16 protein-coding genes and 1 riboswitch are annotated in these 16,908 nt (G+C 69.1%); of the genes, 6 read left to right on the top strand and 10 right to left on the bottom strand.

The window, feature by feature from the left end; all coding sequences use genetic code 11:
• Positions 1–48: 48 nt before the first annotated feature.
• A complete protein-coding gene (locus NBW76_RS08810) occupies positions 49–975 on the bottom strand; it encodes a C40 family peptidase (protein ID WP_056555580.1) in 927 nt (308 codons plus the stop codon).
• A 67-nt stretch (positions 976–1,042) separates the two neighbouring features.
• Positions 1,043–1,203: riboswitch (cyclic di-AMP (ydaO/yuaA leader) on the bottom strand.
• Positions 1,204–1,327: 124 nt separating this feature from the next.
• The gene (locus tag NBW76_RS08805; RefSeq protein ID WP_055965699.1) at positions 1,328–1,549 is read right to left on the bottom strand and encodes a hypothetical protein; all 222 of its coding nucleotides are present in this window, start codon (positions 1,547–1,549) and stop codon (positions 1,328–1,330) included.
• A 559-nt stretch (positions 1,550–2,108) separates the two neighbouring features.
• Here NBW76_RS08805 and NBW76_RS08800 point away from each other — a divergent pair.
• Positions 2,109–3,836, top strand: coding sequence for a DEDD exonuclease domain-containing protein (locus tag NBW76_RS08800; protein ID WP_235493018.1), 1,728 nt, complete (start codon positions 2,109–2,111; stop codon positions 3,834–3,836).
• Positions 3,833–4,108, top strand: coding sequence for an Lrp/AsnC family transcriptional regulator (locus NBW76_RS08795; protein WP_055965697.1), 276 nt, complete (start codon positions 3,833–3,835; stop codon positions 4,106–4,108). Before NBW76_RS08800 ends, NBW76_RS08795 begins: the two co-directional genes overlap by 4 nt.
• 24 nt (positions 4,109–4,132) lie before the next feature.
• Here the strand turns inward: NBW76_RS08795 and trpD are convergent, their stop codons facing one another.
• Both trpD and NBW76_RS08785 read right to left on the bottom strand, forming a co-directional pair.
• Complete coding sequence (trpD, locus tag NBW76_RS08790; RefSeq protein ID WP_056555577.1) at positions 4,133–5,179, bottom strand: anthranilate phosphoribosyltransferase; 1,047 nt, start codon at positions 5,177–5,179, stop codon at positions 4,133–4,135.
• Positions 5,176–5,598 (bottom strand): response regulator transcription factor, encoded by a 423-nt coding sequence (locus NBW76_RS08785; RefSeq protein ID WP_056555574.1) that lies wholly within the window; start codon positions 5,596–5,598, stop codon positions 5,176–5,178. The genes trpD and NBW76_RS08785 overlap by 4 nt, the downstream gene beginning before the upstream one ends.
• A 69-nt stretch (positions 5,599–5,667) precedes the next feature.
• Between NBW76_RS08785 and NBW76_RS08780 the strand changes: the two genes are divergently transcribed.
• From NBW76_RS08780 to NBW76_RS08765, 4 genes are all read left to right on the top strand, one after another.
• Entirely contained in the window at positions 5,668–6,246 is a 579-nt protein-coding gene (locus tag NBW76_RS08780) for a heme-copper oxidase subunit III (RefSeq protein WP_055966478.1), read from the top strand.
• Between the two features lie 97 nt (positions 6,247–6,343).
• Positions 6,344–7,180 carry a c-type cytochrome gene (locus NBW76_RS08775; RefSeq protein ID WP_055966474.1) on the top strand — a complete coding sequence of 279 codons (837 nt, stop codon included), beginning with the start codon at positions 6,344–6,346 and terminating at the stop codon, positions 7,178–7,180.
• Positions 7,177–8,241: a ubiquinol-cytochrome c reductase iron-sulfur subunit gene (locus tag NBW76_RS08770; protein ID WP_055965691.1), complete on the top strand. Its 1,065-nt coding sequence runs from the start codon at positions 7,177–7,179 to the stop codon at positions 8,239–8,241. The genes NBW76_RS08775 and NBW76_RS08770 overlap by 4 nt, the downstream gene beginning before the upstream one ends.
• Positions 8,238–9,941 (top strand): cytochrome bc complex cytochrome b subunit, encoded by a 1,704-nt coding sequence (locus NBW76_RS08765; RefSeq protein ID WP_055965689.1) that lies wholly within the window; start codon positions 8,238–8,240, stop codon positions 9,939–9,941. Before NBW76_RS08770 ends, NBW76_RS08765 begins: the two co-directional genes overlap by 4 nt.
• A gap of 1,084 nt (positions 9,942–11,025) precedes the next feature.
• Here the strand turns inward: NBW76_RS08765 and NBW76_RS08760 are convergent.
• From NBW76_RS08760 to NBW76_RS08735, 6 genes are all read right to left on the bottom strand, one after another.
• A complete protein-coding gene (locus NBW76_RS08760; protein WP_235493017.1) occupies positions 11,026–12,210 on the bottom strand; it encodes an Ig-like domain-containing protein in 1,185 nt (394 codons plus the stop codon).
• 39 nt (positions 12,211–12,249) lie between these two features.
• Positions 12,250–12,654 carry a cytochrome c oxidase subunit 4 gene (locus NBW76_RS08755; protein WP_311209294.1) on the bottom strand — a complete coding sequence of 135 codons (405 nt, stop codon included), beginning with the start codon at positions 12,652–12,654 and terminating at the stop codon, positions 12,250–12,252.
• A 3-nt stretch (positions 12,655–12,657) separates the two neighbouring features.
• Entirely contained in the window at positions 12,658–14,412 is a 1,755-nt protein-coding gene (gene ctaD / locus NBW76_RS08750) for a cytochrome c oxidase subunit I (RefSeq protein ID WP_056555568.1), read from the bottom strand.
• Positions 14,412–15,257, bottom strand: coding sequence for a cytochrome c oxidase subunit II (gene coxB, locus NBW76_RS08745; protein ID WP_055965683.1), 846 nt, complete (start codon positions 15,255–15,257; stop codon positions 14,412–14,414). Before coxB ends, ctaD begins: the two co-directional genes overlap by 1 nt.
• A gap of 122 nt (positions 15,258–15,379) precedes the next feature.
• The gene (locus tag NBW76_RS08740; RefSeq protein WP_055965681.1) at positions 15,380–16,363 is read right to left on the bottom strand and encodes a carbohydrate kinase family protein; all 984 of its coding nucleotides are present in this window, start codon (positions 16,361–16,363) and stop codon (positions 15,380–15,382) included.
• A gap of 104 nt (positions 16,364–16,467) precedes the next feature.
• The gene (locus tag NBW76_RS08735) at positions 16,468–16,860 is read right to left on the bottom strand and encodes an iron-sulfur cluster assembly accessory protein (RefSeq protein WP_055965679.1); all 393 of its coding nucleotides are present in this window, start codon (positions 16,858–16,860) and stop codon (positions 16,468–16,470) included.
• Between the last annotated feature and the right edge of the window lie 48 nt (positions 16,861–16,908).

Genomic DNA, 16,908 nt, shown 5'->3' with positions numbered 1-16,908 from the left:
GGCGCCCGTCATGATCTCGCCGTCATCCGACACCCGGCACGGGTCGGCTCAGACGACGCGTCCGGCCTTGGTGAACCCGTAGGACACGCTCGTGACCTCGATGCTCTTGCCCGGCCGGGGCGCGTGGATGACCTTGCCGTTGCCGATGTAGATGCCGTCGTGCGACATGTCGCCGTAGAAGACGATGTCGCCGGGCTGGAGCTCGCTCATGGAGATCTTGCGCGACGCGGCGTACTGCGGACCCACGACGCGGGGCAGCGAGACGCCGGCCGCGGCGAAGGCCTTCATGACCAGGCCGGAGCAGTCGTAGCCCTTCGGCCCGGTGCCGCCGTAGATGTAGGGCTTGCCCAGCTGGGCGGTCGCGAAGTCGATCGCGGCCTTGGCGCGGCCGCTCGCGTCGACCTCGAAGCCGATCTCGACGTCGCTGGTGTTGAAGGCGGCCTGCTCGGCGGCCGTCAGACGGGCCAGCTCGGCCTTGGCGTCCTCGTACTTGGCCTTGATCTGGGCGCGCTTCGCGTCAGCCTTCTTGCGATCGCGCTCGAGCTCGGTCTTGCGGTCCTTCAGGCTGGCGCGTCGGTTCTTGAGCTCCTTGGCCGTTGCGGCGAAGGACTCGACGGCGTCGGCGCGCGTGCTGTTGAGCGCCTGGACCGCACCGAGGCCCTCGAGGAACTCCTCGGGGTCCTGGCTGCCGAACAGGCTCACCGTGGGGCCCAGCGGCGAGTCGAGCTGCTGCTGCACGACCGAGGCGCCCAGCGCGTCGCGCTGCTTGCGGTAGACGGCCAGCTGGTCGGCGATGTCGTCGTCGAGGTCGGCGATCTCGGCGCGCGTGTCCTTGACGTCCTCGTCGAGCTGGTTGACCTGCTCGGCCACCACCTCGACGTCGTGGAAGGCGGCCTCGACGTCCTCGGTGGTCACCGGGTCCGCCTGCGCGGGGCCGACCACTCCGACGGTGACGCCGATGGTCAGGGCCGCCACCGCTGCGGTGGCCAGGGTCGATCGTGTGCTGCGTGTACGGGCCAGGCCTCGTCGGTGCACGTGCACCCTCCAGTGTCCTCGACGCCTACCGGGTGAGCTGACGGGTTCGGGCCAAGGTCTGCCCTACCCACGGGCGCGGGCGCCCGTGCGATTCACCCCAGGAACGTGGTTCCCCGGTCCGCCCTGGACGTCTTCCCCACGTCCGCGGCGGTTCGGCGGTGCCTCCGATGTCGCTCTGGGTGAGCAGCATGCTCCGGACGCACGGTTGCCGAGTCTAACCGAGGGCGCGAGGAAGCGGGCGACGACCCGACCCCTCGACGGACCGCGTGGGCCCTGTGCGGGGTGAGGTGCGTCACCCGGCCTGGACGTCAGGTCCGGAGACGGGGGTGACGAGCCTCAGCGGTGGCACGAGACCCTCGTCGGCGAGGGCGGTGAGTGCGGCCATCTCCTCGGCGTCGACCTCGACACCCTGGGGCGGACCGCCGAGCAGCACGCTGACCACGCAGTCGCCGCACGCGCTGGGACTGCGGACGAGGCAGCTGTCGCAGTCGATCACGACGGATTCGGGGTTCATGTCGCCGACGCTAGGCAGGCGTCCCGACAGAAACCGTTCAGTCGTCATGCGTCGGGGTTGCCGTGAGTGGTCCCCCGACGGCTGCGGGGCTTCGGGGTGGGTCTTCGCCTGCGGCTGCGTCGCTCCGGCTGGGTCTCGACCTGCGGCTGCGTCGCTCTGGCTCGGTCTCGACCTGCGGCTGCATTGCTCCGGATAGGTCGTTCCTTGCTCATGCGTCGCTGTGGCTCGTCGTCGACCTGCTCTCCGAAAGGGCCTCGACCGGCGGACGAGTCCGGGCTCGGTCGGCCTCTCGGAGCGTGGCTCGGGGGGACGCAAGATTCTGCGTTCGTGCGTGAGGGGGCGAAGGATGCTGCGTTCGCTACCGGATCCCGTCACCAACGCAGCATCGTTCGGGCTTCAGCACGCGAAAGCAGAATCGTGCGTGGATCCCGCACAGATGAAGAATCGTGGCCGCGCCCCGCAGACCCACCCTGCGGCTGCGTCGAGGAGAAGACCCACCCCACCGACGACACCAACGGAATCGCCCACTCTGTCGGACGCCGCGCCTAGCGTCGGCGCCGTGACGAGCCCCTTCCCCCACCAGGCCAGCTTCGACGACCTCGGTCGAGCACTGAGCGACGTCACGTTCTGCGTCGTCGACCTCGAGACCACGGGCGGCTCGCCGAAGACAGGATCGCGCATCACCGAGATCGGTGCGGTCAAGGTGCGCGGTGGCGAGGTGCTGGGCGAGCTCCAGACGCTGGTGAACCCCGAGGAGAGCATCCCGGCGTTCATCACGGTGCTCACCGGGATCACCGACGCGATGGTCGTCGAGGCGCCCCGCATCGCCGAGGTTCTCCCCAGCTTCCTCGAGCTGGCCGCCGGCAGCGTGCTCGTGGCGCACAACGCCCCCTTCGACGTCGGCTTCCTCAAGCACGCCGCGCAGGAGCTCGGGATCCCCTGGCCGCGCTTCGAGGTGCTCGACACGGCCGTGCTGGCCCGGCGGGCGCTGCTGCGCGACGAGGTGCGCAACGTCAAGCTCTCCACCCTCGCCGCCCACTTCGGCGCCACCACCACGCCCGACCACCGGGCCCTGCACGACGCGCGCGCCACCGTCGACGTGCTGCACGGCCTGTTCGAGCGGCTCGGCTCCCTCGGCGTGAACTCCCTCGAGGACGCCGTCACGTTCACGTCGCGGGTCTCCCCCGAGCAGCGTCGCAAGCGCCACCTGGCGCAGCACCTGCCGCACGAGCCCGGCGTCTACCTGTTCCGCGACGTCCGCGACCACGTGCTCTACGTCGGCACGTCACGCGACCTGCGCAAGCGGGTCGCGAGCTACTTCACGGCGTCGGAGACCCGCACCCGCATGGGCGAGATGGTCCGCCTCGCCGAGCGGGTCGACTCCGTCGTCTGCGCCACGGCGCTCGAGGCGCACGTGCGCGAGCTCCGCCTCATCGCGGCGCACCGTCCCCCGTACAACCGCCGCTCGCGGTTTCCCGAGCGCCTCACGTGGATCAAGCTCACCCGCGAGCCCTGGCCCCGACTGTCGGTGGTGCGCCGCGTCCTCGACGACGATGCCGACTACGTCGGGCCGTTCGGCAACCGACGCCAGAGCGAGCTCGCCCTCGCCGCGCTGCACGAGACCTTCCTCGTGCGTCAGTGCACCACCCGCATGGGCCGACGCCCGCGCGGCAGCACGTGCGCCCTCGCCGACCTCGGCCGCTGTCTCGCGCCCTGCACCGGCGACCTCGACCCCGCCATCTACGACGCCGAGGTCGCACGCCTGCGCGAGGCGCTCACCGGCGACCCGCTCGAGGTCGTCGACCGGCTGCGCCTGCGGATGACCGAGCTGGGCGACCAGCAGCGCTACGAGGACGCCGCTGCCGTTCGCGACCGGCTCACCGCGTCCCTGCGGGCGGTCGACCGCACCCAGCGGCTGCGCCAGCTCACCGAGGTCGACGAGCTCGTGGCGGCGGCGCCCGGCGAGCGGGGCTGGGAGGTCCACGTGGTTCGGCACGGTCGCCTCGCCGCCGCCGGGCTCCTGCCCCGCACGGTCCACCCGTCCGCGTGGGTCGAGGCACTCCTGGCCACCGCCGAGGAGGTAGCCGCTCCTGCGCACGCCGCCCACCCCGCCCCGGTCGCCTCGGTCGAGGAGACCGAGACCCTCCTGCGGTGGCTCGAGACGCCCGGCGTGCGCATGGTGCGAGGCAGCTGGCACGTGCCTGTCGCCGGCGCCGCGCGGCACGTCGCCGACCTGCCGGTCGAGTCCGACGTCCACCGGGCGAACCGGTCTAGGCTGACGGCGTGATCACCGCCATCGTCTTCATCCAGGCCGAGGTCTCGCGGCTTCCCGAGACCGCCGCCCAGATCGCCGACCTCGACGGCGTCAGCGAGGTCTACTCCGTCACCGGCGACCACGACCTCGTGGCCATGGTGCGGGTGCAGCGCATCGACGACGTCGCCGCCGTCGTGGCCGACCGGCTCAACAAGGTCGAGGGCGTGCTGTCGACGCAGACCCAGATCGCGTTCCAGACGTTCAGCCGCCACGACCTCGAGGACGCGTTCAGCATCGGCCTCTGACGTCCGAACGCGCACGACGCACCGTCAGCGAGGGGGCGCGAGCTCCTGCGTCACGGTCGACCAGCGCGCCAGCACCTCGCGCGCTGCGCCGCTGTCGATCGACGTGCGCGCCTGCTCCATCCCGGCCCCCAGCCGCTCGAGCAGCGGCCCGCTCCCCCCGGCGTGGGCCGCCAGGGCCGCTCCGGCGTTGAGCAGCACGGCGTCGCGCACGGGTGAGGTCTCACCGTCGAGCACGCGCCGGAACACGTCGGCGTTGTAGGTCGGGTCTCCTCCACGCAATGCCTCGGGCGAGGAGAGGGCGACGCCGAGGTCTCGCGGGTCCAGCAGCCCCTCGACGACCTGTCCGTCCGCGACGGTCCAGACCCGCGTCGTGGAGGTGGTGGTGATCTCGTCCAGACCGTCGTCGCCCCGGAAGACGAACGCGTCGTCACCGCGGTCGGCGAACACCTGCGCCATGAGCGGAGCGGTCCGCAGGTCCGAGCACCCCACGGCCGACGCCGCCGGGCGGGCCGGGTTCACGAGCGGGCCGAGCACGTTGAACGGGGTCGCGATGCCGATCTCGCGTCGCGGCGGCCCCGTGAAGCGCAGCCCGGGGTGGAACAGGGGGGCGAAGCAGAAGGTGATGCCGGCGCGCTCCAGCACCGTCGGCACCGCCTCGGCCGGAACGTCGAGACGGATCTGCAGCACCTCGAAGACGTCGGCCGTGCCGCTGTCGCTGGAGGCCGCCCGGTTGCCGTGCTTGACCACGGGCACGCCCGCACCGGCTGCCGTGACCGCCGACATCGAGGAGATGTTCACCGTCTTGGCCCGGTCTCCGCCGGTGCCGACGATGTCGACGACCCGGCCGGGCACGTCGACGAGGACGGCCTTCGACAGGAGGGCGTCGACCAGGCCCTGCAGCTCGGGCTGGGAGATCCCCTTGGCGCGCAGCGCGACCGCGAAGGCCGCGATCTGCGCGGGCGTGCTCTCCCCGTCCAGGATCGAGGCCATGGCCCACGCCGTCGACCGGGCGTCGAGGTCGTGCCCGAGCACGAGCGCGTCGAGCACGTCGGGCCAGGTGTGGGCGCTCACGCCGTGAGCACGGACCGCGCGAGCCCGATGACCGCCTCGGCCAGCCGCAGCGGGTCGATCGGGTGCGAGACGGCGGCCTCGGCCCGCGACCACGTCGCGAGCCAGGCGTCCTGCGGCCGACCCGTGAGCACGAGCACCGGCGGCGCCTGGAAGATCTCGTCCTTCATCTGGCGCGCCACGCCCAGCCCACCGGCCGGGTTGGCCTCGCCGTCGAGGATCACGAGGTCGGGTCGGCGGCGGGTGTCGTCGAGGTGCTGCCACACGACCGGCTCGGTGGCGCACTCCACGTACTCGAAGGGCGGAAGGTCCGGGTGCGGACGCGTGCCGAGCGCTGTGATGACGGCATTCCTGACGTCTCGGTCGTCGCTGTAGACGAGGACGTGGAACCTGCTGCTCTCGGTCACGTTCGAATCGTACATAATGAGCGCGTGGCCACTACTTCCGTGATCCCCGCGTCCCGACTCCACGGCACCGAGGGACGTCCCTCGATGGTGACCGTCGGCACGATCGTCTGGCTCTCCAGCGAGCTGATGTTCTTCGCCGGACTGTTCGCCGCCTACTTCACGGTCAAGAACGTGACCCCGGAGCTGTGGGCCCAGGAGACGCAGCTGCTGAACGTGCCGTTCGCGACGATCAACACCGCGATCCTGGTGCTGTCGTCCCTGACCTGCCAGTTCGGCGTCTTCGCCGCCGAGCGCGGTCGCGCCGGACGCACCGGCACGTTGCTGCAGATGGGCAAGTGGGGCATGCGTGAGTGGTTCGTCCTCACGTACGTCATGGGCGCGATCTTCATCGGCGGCCAGGCCACCGAGTACGCCGAGCTCGTGCACGAGGGCGTGACGATCCCGTCCTCGGCCTACGGCTCGCTCTTCTACCTCGCCACCGGCTTCCACGGCATCCACGTCGTGGGCGGTCTGCTGGCCTTCCTGCTCGTGATCGGCCGCACCTTCGTCGCGCGCCGCTTCACCCACGAGCAGGCCATCTCGGCGATCGTCGTGTCCTACTACTGGCACTTCGTCGACATCGTCTGGGTCGCTCTCTTCGCGACGATCTACCTGATCCGCTGACGCCTCGCTCACCGGCACGGCGTTAGCCCAACCTAACCCTGCGGACCTGCGACATCGCTAGGTACGCTGGACACCCCTGACAGGAATGAGGTTCTCGGTGCGCACTCTGTCGACCCGCCGCCGTCATCCCCTCGCCGGACTCGCTGTCCTGCTGCTGGGACTCGTGACGGTAGGAGCCCTCTGGGCCGCCGCCGCACCCAAGGCCGCACAGGCCGAGGAGTACACCGCGCGCGACGTCGAGGTCGGGCGCGAGCTCTTCCTCATCGGCTGCGCGAGCTGCCACGGCCAGAACGCCGAGGGCATCACGACGAAGGACGGCGGGAACTACGGTCCGTCGCTGATCGGCGTGGGCGCCGCCGCGGTCGACTTCCAGGTCGGCACCGGCCGCATGCCGATGGCGCAGTCGGGCCCCCAGGCGCCGCGCAAGGCACCGGAGTACGACGCCGAGGAGACCAAGCAGCTGGCGGCCTACATCGCCTCGCTGGCCCCCGGCCCGGCCATCCCCGCCGAGGACGTCCTCGACTACGAGAACGTCGACGAGGAGGGCCTCAAGGAGGGCGGCGAGTTCTTCCGCACCAACTGCACCGCCTGCCACAACTCCGTCGGCGCCGGCGGTGCCCTGCCGAACGGCCGATACGCGCCTACCCTGAAGGGTGTGAGCGCCAAGCACCTCTACGAGGCCATGCAGACCGGCCCGCAGCAGATGCCTGTCTTCAACGACGACATCGTCACGCCTGAGGACAAGCGCAACATCATCGCCTACATCAAGAACGTCCAGGAGCAGCCGAACTACGGCGGCGTCGGTGGCGGCGGCCTCGGTCCCGTGGTCGACGGCGTCTTCGTCTGGGTCGTCGGCATCGGCGGCCTCGTCGGATTCGCCATCTGGATCGGCGCCCACGGCGCGCGCGTGAAGACCAAGAAGAAGGCAGCATGAGCGACGACCTCGAGCAGCACGGCAGCAGCACCCCCGCCACCACGGAGCCCATCCAGGACCCGGGCCTGCAGCCGCACCAGTGGCGTCCGACCGACGTCGACCCGGCGCAGGAGCGCCGCGCCGAGCGTCAGGTCTCGGGCATGTTCTTCGCCGCGGCCCTGCTCTTCGTGGTGTTCTGCTTCTCCTACTTCCTGATCGACGAGGACCAGACGTTCCTCAACTGGTCCGCCTCGAACTTCGCGCTGGGCGCCACCCTCGGCGGCGGCATGCTGCTCATCGGCGTCGGCATCATCCAGTGGGCCAAGAAGCTCATGGGCGACCACGAGATGGTCGAGATGCGCCACCCCGCCAAGTCCTCCGACGAGGACCGCGCGGCGGTCATGGCCGACATCAATGCCGGCATCGAGGAGTCGACCTTCGGCCGACGCCCGCTCATCCGCAACAGCCTGTTCCTCTCCGTCGGCGCGCTGGCGCTGCCGTCCGTGGTGCTCCTGCGTGACCTCGGTCCGCTCCCCCACGGCCAGGACGAGACGGTGTGGAAGAAGGGCATGCGGGTCGTCAACGACGTGTCCGGCCTGCCGATGCGTCCGGAGGAGATCGAGGTCGGTCAGCTCATCAACGCCGAGCCGGCCGTGTTCTTCCCCGCCGAGGGCGAGGAGGAGGCCGAGTACCACGGCCACGAGCTCCTGGCCGCGAAGTCCAAGGCCGCGATCATCGTCGTGCGCATGCGCCCGGAGGACATCACGCCCGAGCAGGGCAAGGAGAACTGGGGCATCGACGGGATCCTCTGCTACTCCAAGATCTGCACGCACGTCGGATGCCCGATCTCCCTGTGGGAGCAGCAGACGCACCACCTGCTCTGCCCGTGCCACCAGTCGACGTTCGACCTGGCCGACAACGGCAAGGTCATCTTCGGCCCGGCGCACCGCCCTCTCCCCCAGCTGCCGCTGGGTGTCGACTCCGAGGGCTACATCATCGCCATGAGCGACTTCCCCGACATCGTGGCGCCGAGCTACCCCGAGCTTGCGCGCGACCAGAAGAGACTGGATGGTGAGTCATGAGCAACGACACCTACACCCCGGTCGAGGACACGGCCTTCGGCAAGAAGGCCGCCGGTCCGGTGGGCTGGCTCGACGACCGTCTGGGGCTCGCCGGTGTGGCGAAGAAGAACCTGCGCAAGGTCTTCCCCGAGCACTGGTCCTTCATGCTCGGAGAGATCGCGCTCTGGAGCTTCGTCGTCCTGCTGCTGACCGGCGTCTTCCTGACGTTCTGGTTCCAGCCGAGCATGGCCGAGGTCGTCTACGACGGCTCCTACGCCCCCTTCCGGGGCCTGGAGATGTCGCAGGCCTACGCCTCGACGCTGCACATCTCCTTCGACATCCGTGGCGGTCTGCTCATGCGGCAGATCCACCACTGGGCGGCGGCGCTGTTCGTCGGCGCGATGATCGCCCACATGCTCCGCGTGTTCTTCACGGGCGCGTACCGCAAGCCGCGTGAGATCAACTGGGTCATCGGCGTCGGCCTGCTGACGCTCGGCATGGTCGAAGGCTTCGCCGGCTACTCCCTGCCCGACGACCTGCTGTCGGGCACGGGCCTGCGGTTCGTCGACGGCATGATCCGCTCGGTCCCGATCGTGGGCTCCTACGTGGAGTTCTTCATCTTCGGCGGCGAGTTCCCGGGCGAGGAGATCATCCCCCGTCTGTACATGGCGCACATCCTGCTGATCCCGGCGCTGCTGCTCGGCCTCATCGCCGCGCACATGCTGCTGCTGATCTACCACAAGCACACGCAGTGGCCCGGCGCCGGACGCACCAACGACAACGTCGTGGGCTACCCGATGCTCCCCGTGTACGCGGCCAAGGCCGGCGGCTTCTTCTTCGTCGTCTTCGGCTTCACCGCCCTCATGGGTGCCATCATCCAGATCAACCCGGTGTGGGCGTACGGCCCGTACAACCCGTCGGAAGTCACGGCGGGCTCCCAGCCGGACTGGTACATGGGCTTCTCCGAGGGCCTCGTGCGCCTCATGCCGGCGCTCGAGACCACGTTCCTCGGCTACACCTGGAGCTGGAACGTCTTCATCCCCGGCGTGGGTGGCTTGGGCGTCCTGTTCACGACGCTCTTCCTGTGGCCGTTCATCGAGCGCTGGATCACCGGCGACGAGCGTGAGCACCACCTGCTCGAGCGTCCGCGCAACGCCCCGACGCGCACCGCGTTCGGCGTGGCCGGCATGACGTTCTACGGCGTCGGCTGGGCGGCGGGCGGCAACGACATCATCGCCACCCAGTTCGGTCTCGACATCATGGCCCTGACCTGGATCTTCCGGTTCGGCCTGTTCCTCTTCCCGGTCGCGGCGTTCTTCATCACCCGTCGCATCTGCATCGGGCTGCAGCGGGCCGACCAGAACAAGATCCTGCACGGCTACGAGACGGGTGTCATCGAGCGCTCGCCCGACGGCAGCTACGCCGAGCGTCACGCTCCGCTCCCGGTCCTCGAGCAGTACCGCCTCACGGCCCACGACCGGGTCCCGGCTCTCGAGGCCCCGGCCGAGACGGACGAGAACGGTGTGGCTGCTCCGGCCGGACGCAAGGCCAAGCTGCGCCACAAGGCTCGCTCGTTCTACTACCACGGCGCGATCGACAAGCCGACCGTGGCCGAGGTCGAGCACGCCGAGGAGCACCTCGGTGAGATCGAGGGGCACCCCGTGCACCTCGGTGAGGACTTCCAGGGCGTGTCGGAGACCGGCATCCCGAAGTCGCACTGAGCACCATCACCGCACGAAGGCCCCCGCTCCGGCGGGGGCCTTCGTCGTTCCCGGGGGACGCAGGATTCTGCGTTCCCGGGCGACGCAGAATTCTGCGTTCGTGCGTGGGAGGTCGAAGGATTCTGCGTTCGTGGCGGTATCCCGTCGTGAACGCAGCATCGTTCGGGCTTCTGCACGCGAAGGCAGAATCCTGCGTCCGGCGGGGTGACGTCTGCGTGGGTGCGACGACAGGTGAACCTGGGCGAATCGCCGGGTGCGGCCGACTCGACGAAGCTTCGCCCTGAGGCTGCTTCGTCGTGAACGGGTCGCTCCTTGCTGCTGCGTCGCCCCGGCCGGCTCTTCACTCGCGGCTGCGTCGCTGTGGCTGCGAGTCGACCTGCTCTCCGAATGGGCCTCGACCGGCGGCGGGGTCCGGGGTCGGTCGGGTTCTCGGGGCGTGGTTCGGGGGGACGCAAGATGCTGCGTTGGTGTGTGAAGGGTCGAAGGATGCTGCCTTCGCTACGGGATCCCGTCACCAACGCAGCATCGTTCGGGCTTCAGCACGCGAAGGCAGAATCCTGCGTCCGCCGGGGCGCCGGTGCGCGGCGGATGGGCAGAGATTCTTCCTTTGCGTGGGACGGTCCACGAGAAGGGAGAATCCCTGCCCGTACGGGCACCTTTTCGTCGCCACGATTCTTCCTTCGCGTGGCACGGTCCACGCGAAGGAAGAATCGTGCGTGGATCCCGCGCAGATGGAGAATCGTGGCCGCGCCCCGCAGACCCACCCGGACCGAGACCCCCCGCTCCGGTCGAGGACCTTTCGGAGGCCGCCCCGCCTCGAAGCCACAGCGACGCAGCATCGAGCGAGAACCCCGCCGCGCCCAGCAGACCCAGCCGACTCGAGACCCACCGCTCAGGTCGAGACCCTCTCGGAGACCACCCCGACTCGCAGCCCCAGCGACGCAGCAGCAGGTGAAGCCCCACCGCCAGCGACGCAGCACCACCCGAAAGCCCACTGCAGTGGCGCAGCAGCATGCGCAAAGCGCCAGAGCCGAGTGCGGCAACCAGGACCCCCCAGAGCGCCCTCAGCGGCTCAGAACGCCCCTCAGGACGCCGCGGAGCTCAGCGCCGACCCCTTGGTCCACTCGCTCCAGTCGACGTTCCAGTCGGTCCAGCCGTTGTTGTCCTCGAGGGACCGGGGGCTGTTCACGAAGCGCACGACGTCGCCGCGGCGCGAGCGGTCGTAGACCCACTTGGCATCGGCGGTGCTCATGCCCACGCAGCCGTGGCTCACGTTCTCGCGGCCCTGCGAACCGACCGACCAGGGGGCGGCGTGCAGGAACTCGCCGGAGTTCGTGACCCGCATGGCCCAGCGGACGTCGCTGATGTCGTAGTAGTCGGGATCGGAGGAGTCCACGCCGGTGGTGGCGGCGTCCATGTCGACCGAGGAGAACTTCTCCATGATCACCTTGGTGCCGCGCCGGGTCTCGTTCCCGGGCTTGCCGGTGGACACCGGGATCGTGCGCAGCTTCTCGTCGTCGACGCTCATCGTCAGCGTGTGCTTGGCGACGTCGACCGTGGTCACGACCTTCTTGCCGATCGTGAAGGGGATGTCCTGGTCCTGCTGGCCGTACACCCCTCCCCCGGCGGGAAGGCTGTTGAGGTCGAGGTCCACCGTCACCTTCGTCCCGGCGGGCCAGTAGCGCTCGGGGCGGTAGTGCACGACGGAGTCGCTGATCCAGTGCCACGACCCCTCGACCTCGGGGGTGGACCGGACGTGCATGTTCTCCTCGAACAGCTCCCGGTTCTTCACGGGGATGTCGAAGGTGACGATGACCGGCATGCCCACGCCGACCGTCTCGCCCTTGAGCGGAGCCACCGACGGATAGGTCTGGTCGTCCAGGGTCAGCGTCTGGGTCGTGAACGTGCGCACGAGGTCGACGTCCTTGCCGTCGTCGCCACGGACCTGCGCGGTGAGCGTGTAGGCCGTGCCGGGCTCGAGCCGCGAGGCCGCCGTCCAGCCGGACTCGCCACCCTCGCCCTCGATGGCGTCGGCGCCGTCCTCGGTGGACAGGGAGGCCTCGACGATCGTCCCGTGCTCGACGTCGACCTCCACGAGGGTGTCGACGGGCACGTCGGCCGCCTTGTCCTTGACGTTGGCCGTGACGACGGCCGGCTCCTTGGGGGCCACGGCCTCACGGAGCGATCCGCCCGAGGTGCAGGCTGCCAGGAGCGACGCGATCGCCACGACGACGAGCACGACGCGGTGCCCCAAGAACGTTGACCTCACCGCGTCATCCTACGCGGCGGGGACCAACATCCAGGCTGATCAGTGGGCGTGGACGCCGCGGTAGTACTCGAAGATCCAGCCGCAGAGGGTCACGGCACCGATCGTCGCGCCGATGATGAACAGCCACCAGCCGATGACCACGCCGAGCACGATCGTGCCGAGCGCCAGGGCGCAGTAGAGCGGCCACCAGCTGTAGGGCGGGAAGAAGCCCAGCTCGCCGGCGCCGTCGGCGATCTCGGCGTCGTCCAGGTCCTCCGGACGGCTCGGGATCTGCTTGGCCACCACGTACAGGTAGAAGCCCAGCAGGGCGCACAGCAGGAACGTCATGACGAGCGCCGTGGTGCCTGTGGGGTCCTCGGTGAGCACCCAGTACACCGGCGCGATGAAGACGAAGAAGATCCCGCAGGAGATGATCGTCCAGTACTCGGCCTTCATGCCCTTCATGGCTCAGTGACCGTCCTTCTGCTGCTTGGCATCTCTTATGGCCGACTCTTTGCCGTTGGTGTTGGGAGCGTCCGCGAACACACCGCCCTCGTCGGGGTTGTGCAGCAGCTCCAGCTCCGCGATCTCCGGGTGGTGCAGGTCGAACGCGGGGCTCTCGCTGCGCACGCGCGGCAGCGAGTGGAAGTTGTGGCGCGGCGGGGGCGAGCTCGTGGCCCACTCCAGCGACCGTCCCCAGCCCCACGGGTCGTCGAGCTTGACGAGCGGGTTCTTGCGCGACTTCCAGACGTTCCAGAAGAACGGCAGCGTGGAGGCGCCGAGCAGGAACGCGCCGATCGAGGAGATCTCGTTGAGCGTCGTGAAGCCGTCGTTCGGGCCGTAGTCGGCGTAGCGACGCGGCATGCCCTCCACGCCCAGCCAGTGCTGGACGAGGAACGTCAGGTGGAAGCCGATGAACAGCAGCCAGAAGTGGATCTTGCCCAGCTTCTCGTCGAGCATCCGACCCGTGAGCTTGGGCCACCAGAAGTAGAAGCCCGCGAACATCGCGAACACCACGGTGCCGAAGACCACGTAGTGGAAGTGCGCCACCACGAAGTAGGAGTCCGACAGCGGGAAGTCGAGCGTGGGCGAGGCCAGGATGACGCCGGTCAGACCACCGAAGAGGAAGGTCGTGAGGAAGCCGATCGAGAAGATCATCGGGGTGTCGAAGGACAGACTTCCGCCCCACAACGTGCCGATCCAGTTGAAGAACTTCACGCCTGTCGGCACTGCGATCAAGAACGTCATGAAGCTGAAGAAGGCGAGATCGACCGCCCCGGTGACGAACATGTGGTGCGCCCAGACGGCGACCGAGAGCGCCGCGATGAGCAGCGTGGCGGCCACCAGGCCGACGTAGCCGAAGATCGGCTTGCGGCTGAAGACCGGCAGGATCTCGGAGATGATGCCGAAGAACGGCAGGGCGATGATGTAGACCTCTGGGTGCCCGAAGAACCAGAACAGGTGCTGCCAGAGGATCGGCCCCCCGTTGGCCGCGTCGAACACGTGGGCCCCGAGCATGCGGTCGGCCGCGAGGGTGAGCAGCGCGGCGGCGAAGATCGGGAACGCGATGAGCACCAGCAGGCTGGTGACGAGCGTGTTCCAGACGAAGATCGGCATCCGGAACATCGTCATGCCGGGCACGCGCATGCAGAAGATCGTGGTGATGAAGTTGACCGCACCCAGGATCGTGCCCAGGCCCGACATCCACAGGCCCATGACCCAGAGGTCGCCGCCCATGCCGGGCGAGTTCACGCCGTCGGACAGCGGGGCGTACGCGAACCAGCCGAAGCTGGCGGCGCCGCCGGGGACGAACAGTCCGCCGACCACGATGGTGGAGCCGAACAGGTACAGCCAGTAGCTGAACATGTTCAGGCGCGGGAAGGCGACGTCGGGCGCACCGATCTGCAGCGGCATGATCGCGTTGCCGAAGCCGAAGAACAGCGGCGTCGCGAACATCAGCAGCATGATCGTGCCGTGCATGGTGAAGGCCTGGTTGTAGGCCTCGTCGCTCAGCAGGTTCGATCCCGGCTGCGCGAGGTTCGCGCGGATCGCCAGCGCCAGGACGCCGCCGATGAGGAAGAAGATGAACGACGTGACGAGGTACATGTTGCCGATCACCTTGTGATCGGTCGTCGTCAGCACGCCCACGACCTTCTGGCCGAGCGTCGTCTCACGGATGACGGTGGTCTCCCGACCGTCGTCGAATGCCGCAGTCGTAGCCATCAGTTACCCGCACCTTCCTGGACGCTCTCGTCGCCGCTCTCCTCGCCGCGCAGGCCGGCGACCGTGTCGGCCTCCTTCTGTCCGGCGGGTGCACCCACCTGGCCGATCTCGACCAGGTCCTGCAGGTGCGCCTCGTACTCCTCGGGCGACACGACGTTCACCTTGAAGATCATGCGCGAGTGGTACAGGCCGCAGAGCTCTGCGCAGCGGCCCGTGAACGTGCCCTCGCGGGTCGGCGTCATGTCGAAGCTGTTCTCACGGCCCGGCACGACGTCCATCTTGAAGTAGAACTCCGGGATCCAGAACGAGTGGATCACGTCGGGGCTCGTCAGGTTGAACCGCACCGACTCACCCAGCGGGAGCCACAGCTCGGCCGGCTGGGCGGGCGTGCCGAAGTCGTACACGTCCTCGCCCTGCGTGGCCTGCTCGTCGAGGTAGTTGAAGGCCCACTGCCACTTGGAGCCGACGACCTGGATCGTGTGATCGGGGTTCTCGACCTCCTCGAGCACCTCGTTCTGGCTCGTGACGGTGTGGAAGAAGAAGACCGCGACGACCACGACCGGTGCGATCGTGTACAGCGCCTCCAGCGGGAGGTTGTAGCGCACCTGCGTCGGGATCTCGTCGTCGCTGCGACGCCGGTACCGGACCGACGCGTAGACGATCAGGCCGAAGACGAGCACGAACACGACGAGGACGGCGATCCAGGCGCCGAGCCACAGGTCCCACACGGGCTGCGACCGATCACTCGCGGCGACCGGCAGCGCGAGCCGCTCGATGTCGTTGTCCGCGACGGGCGAGCAAGCACTGAGGAGAACCGCGAGGACGACAGCAGCCGCCAACTTCATCCGACCCACGAGGCGCCTTTCTAGTCCACACCAGTCATGCGATGACACAAGAACAGTACCCCGACGTCGTCCGTGACGAGGAGGTAAGGGCACCCTTCCTAGGGTGCCCTCACGGGGTGAGCTCACACCAGGCTCAGGGCGGCGCCGACCTCGACCCGGGCGGCCTCGCCGTAGGCTCCCTCGAGTCGTCCGAGGAACGCCTCGCGGGTCAGGCGGTACTCCTGCGTGCCGGTCGTCTCGACGACGCTCGCAGCGATGGTGCAGCCGATCTGGGCGCACCGCTCGAGGGTCAGACCCGCGGCCACACCGGCGAGGAACCCGGCGCGGAAGCTGTCGCCCACACCGGTCGGGTCGACCGACGTCACGCCCGGGATGGCCGCGACCTCGACGGCCGGGCCCTCGGACGGGTACACCGTGACGCCGTCCTTGCCGCGCGTGACGACGCGGGTGCCGACGCGCGCCTGCACGTCGTCGGCCGACCAGCCGGTCTTGCTCTGGATGAGGGCGTCCTCGTAGTCGTTGCTGAACAGGTAGGCGGCACCGTCGACGAGGTCACGGATCAGGTCGCCGCCGGCCCAGGCGAGCTGCTGCGAGGGGTCCGCGGCGAACGGGATGCCGAGCGACCGGGCCGTCTCGGTGTGGCGCTGCATGCCGGCCGGGTCGTCCGGTCCGATGAGCAGCAGGTCGATCGGCCGCTCGCGGTGGATCTCCCCCACGTCGATGCGCCGCGCCTCGGCCATGGCACCGGGGTAGAACGTGACGATCTGCGCGTGGGCGTCGTCCGTCGTGATGGTGCACAGGGCCGTGTGGGCCGTGGGCGAGACGTGGACGAGGGAGCAGTCGACGCCCGCGTCCTCGAGCCAGGTGCGGTAGCCCTGCTCCACGAAGTCGGTGCCGACCGAGGCCACGAGCGTCGGTCGGTGGCCGAGTGCGGCCAGGGCGAAGGAGATGTTCGCCGCACACCCTCCTCGGCGGATGTCGAGGTCCTCGACGAGGAAGGAGACGGACAGCTTGTCCAGCTGGTCGGGGACCAGGGAGTCCGAGAACCTTCCCGTGAAGACCTGCAGGTGGTCGGTGGCCACGGAACCGGCGATCGCGAGATGCACCCGACGAGACTAGACGACGGCCCCCTGCGTGCGCAGGAGGCCGTCGTGTGAGGAGGTCGTGCGTGACCTCGGGCGTCGCCGCTCGTGGGCGACCCCTCGAAAGGTCAGTGGAACGAGTCGCCGCAGGCGCAGGAACCGGTGGCCATCGGGTTGTCGATGGTGAAGCCCTGCTTCTCGATCGTGTCGACGAAGTCGATGGTGGCTCCGCCCAGGTAGGGCAGGCTCATGCGGTCGACGACGACGTTGACGCCGTCGAAGTCGCGGACCTCGTCGCCGTCGAGCGTGCGCTCGTCGAAGAAGAGCTGGTAGCGCAGGCCGGAGCAGCCACCGGGCTGCACGGCGATCCGCAGGGCGAGGTCGTCGCGACCCTCCTGCGCGAGCAGGCTCCGGACCTTGTCGGCGGCGTTGGCGGACAACGTCACGCCCTCGGCGGGCGCGGTGACGCCGTCGGTGGCGGTGGTGGCCGTGTCGGGGGTCGTGCTGCTGTCGACGCTCATGTCATCTCCGTCGGTCTCGGGTGGTCTCCCTGGTGCAAACCAGGAGGA

The sequence above is a fragment of the Aeromicrobium sp. Leaf245 genome (genome assembly GCF_942548115.1).
In the GTDB taxonomy this organism is placed as follows: Bacteria; Actinomycetota; Actinomycetes; order Propionibacteriales; family Nocardioidaceae; genus Aeromicrobium.
Note: the sequence above shows the minus strand (reverse complement) of the source record. Positions and strands in the feature narration are given on the sequence as shown.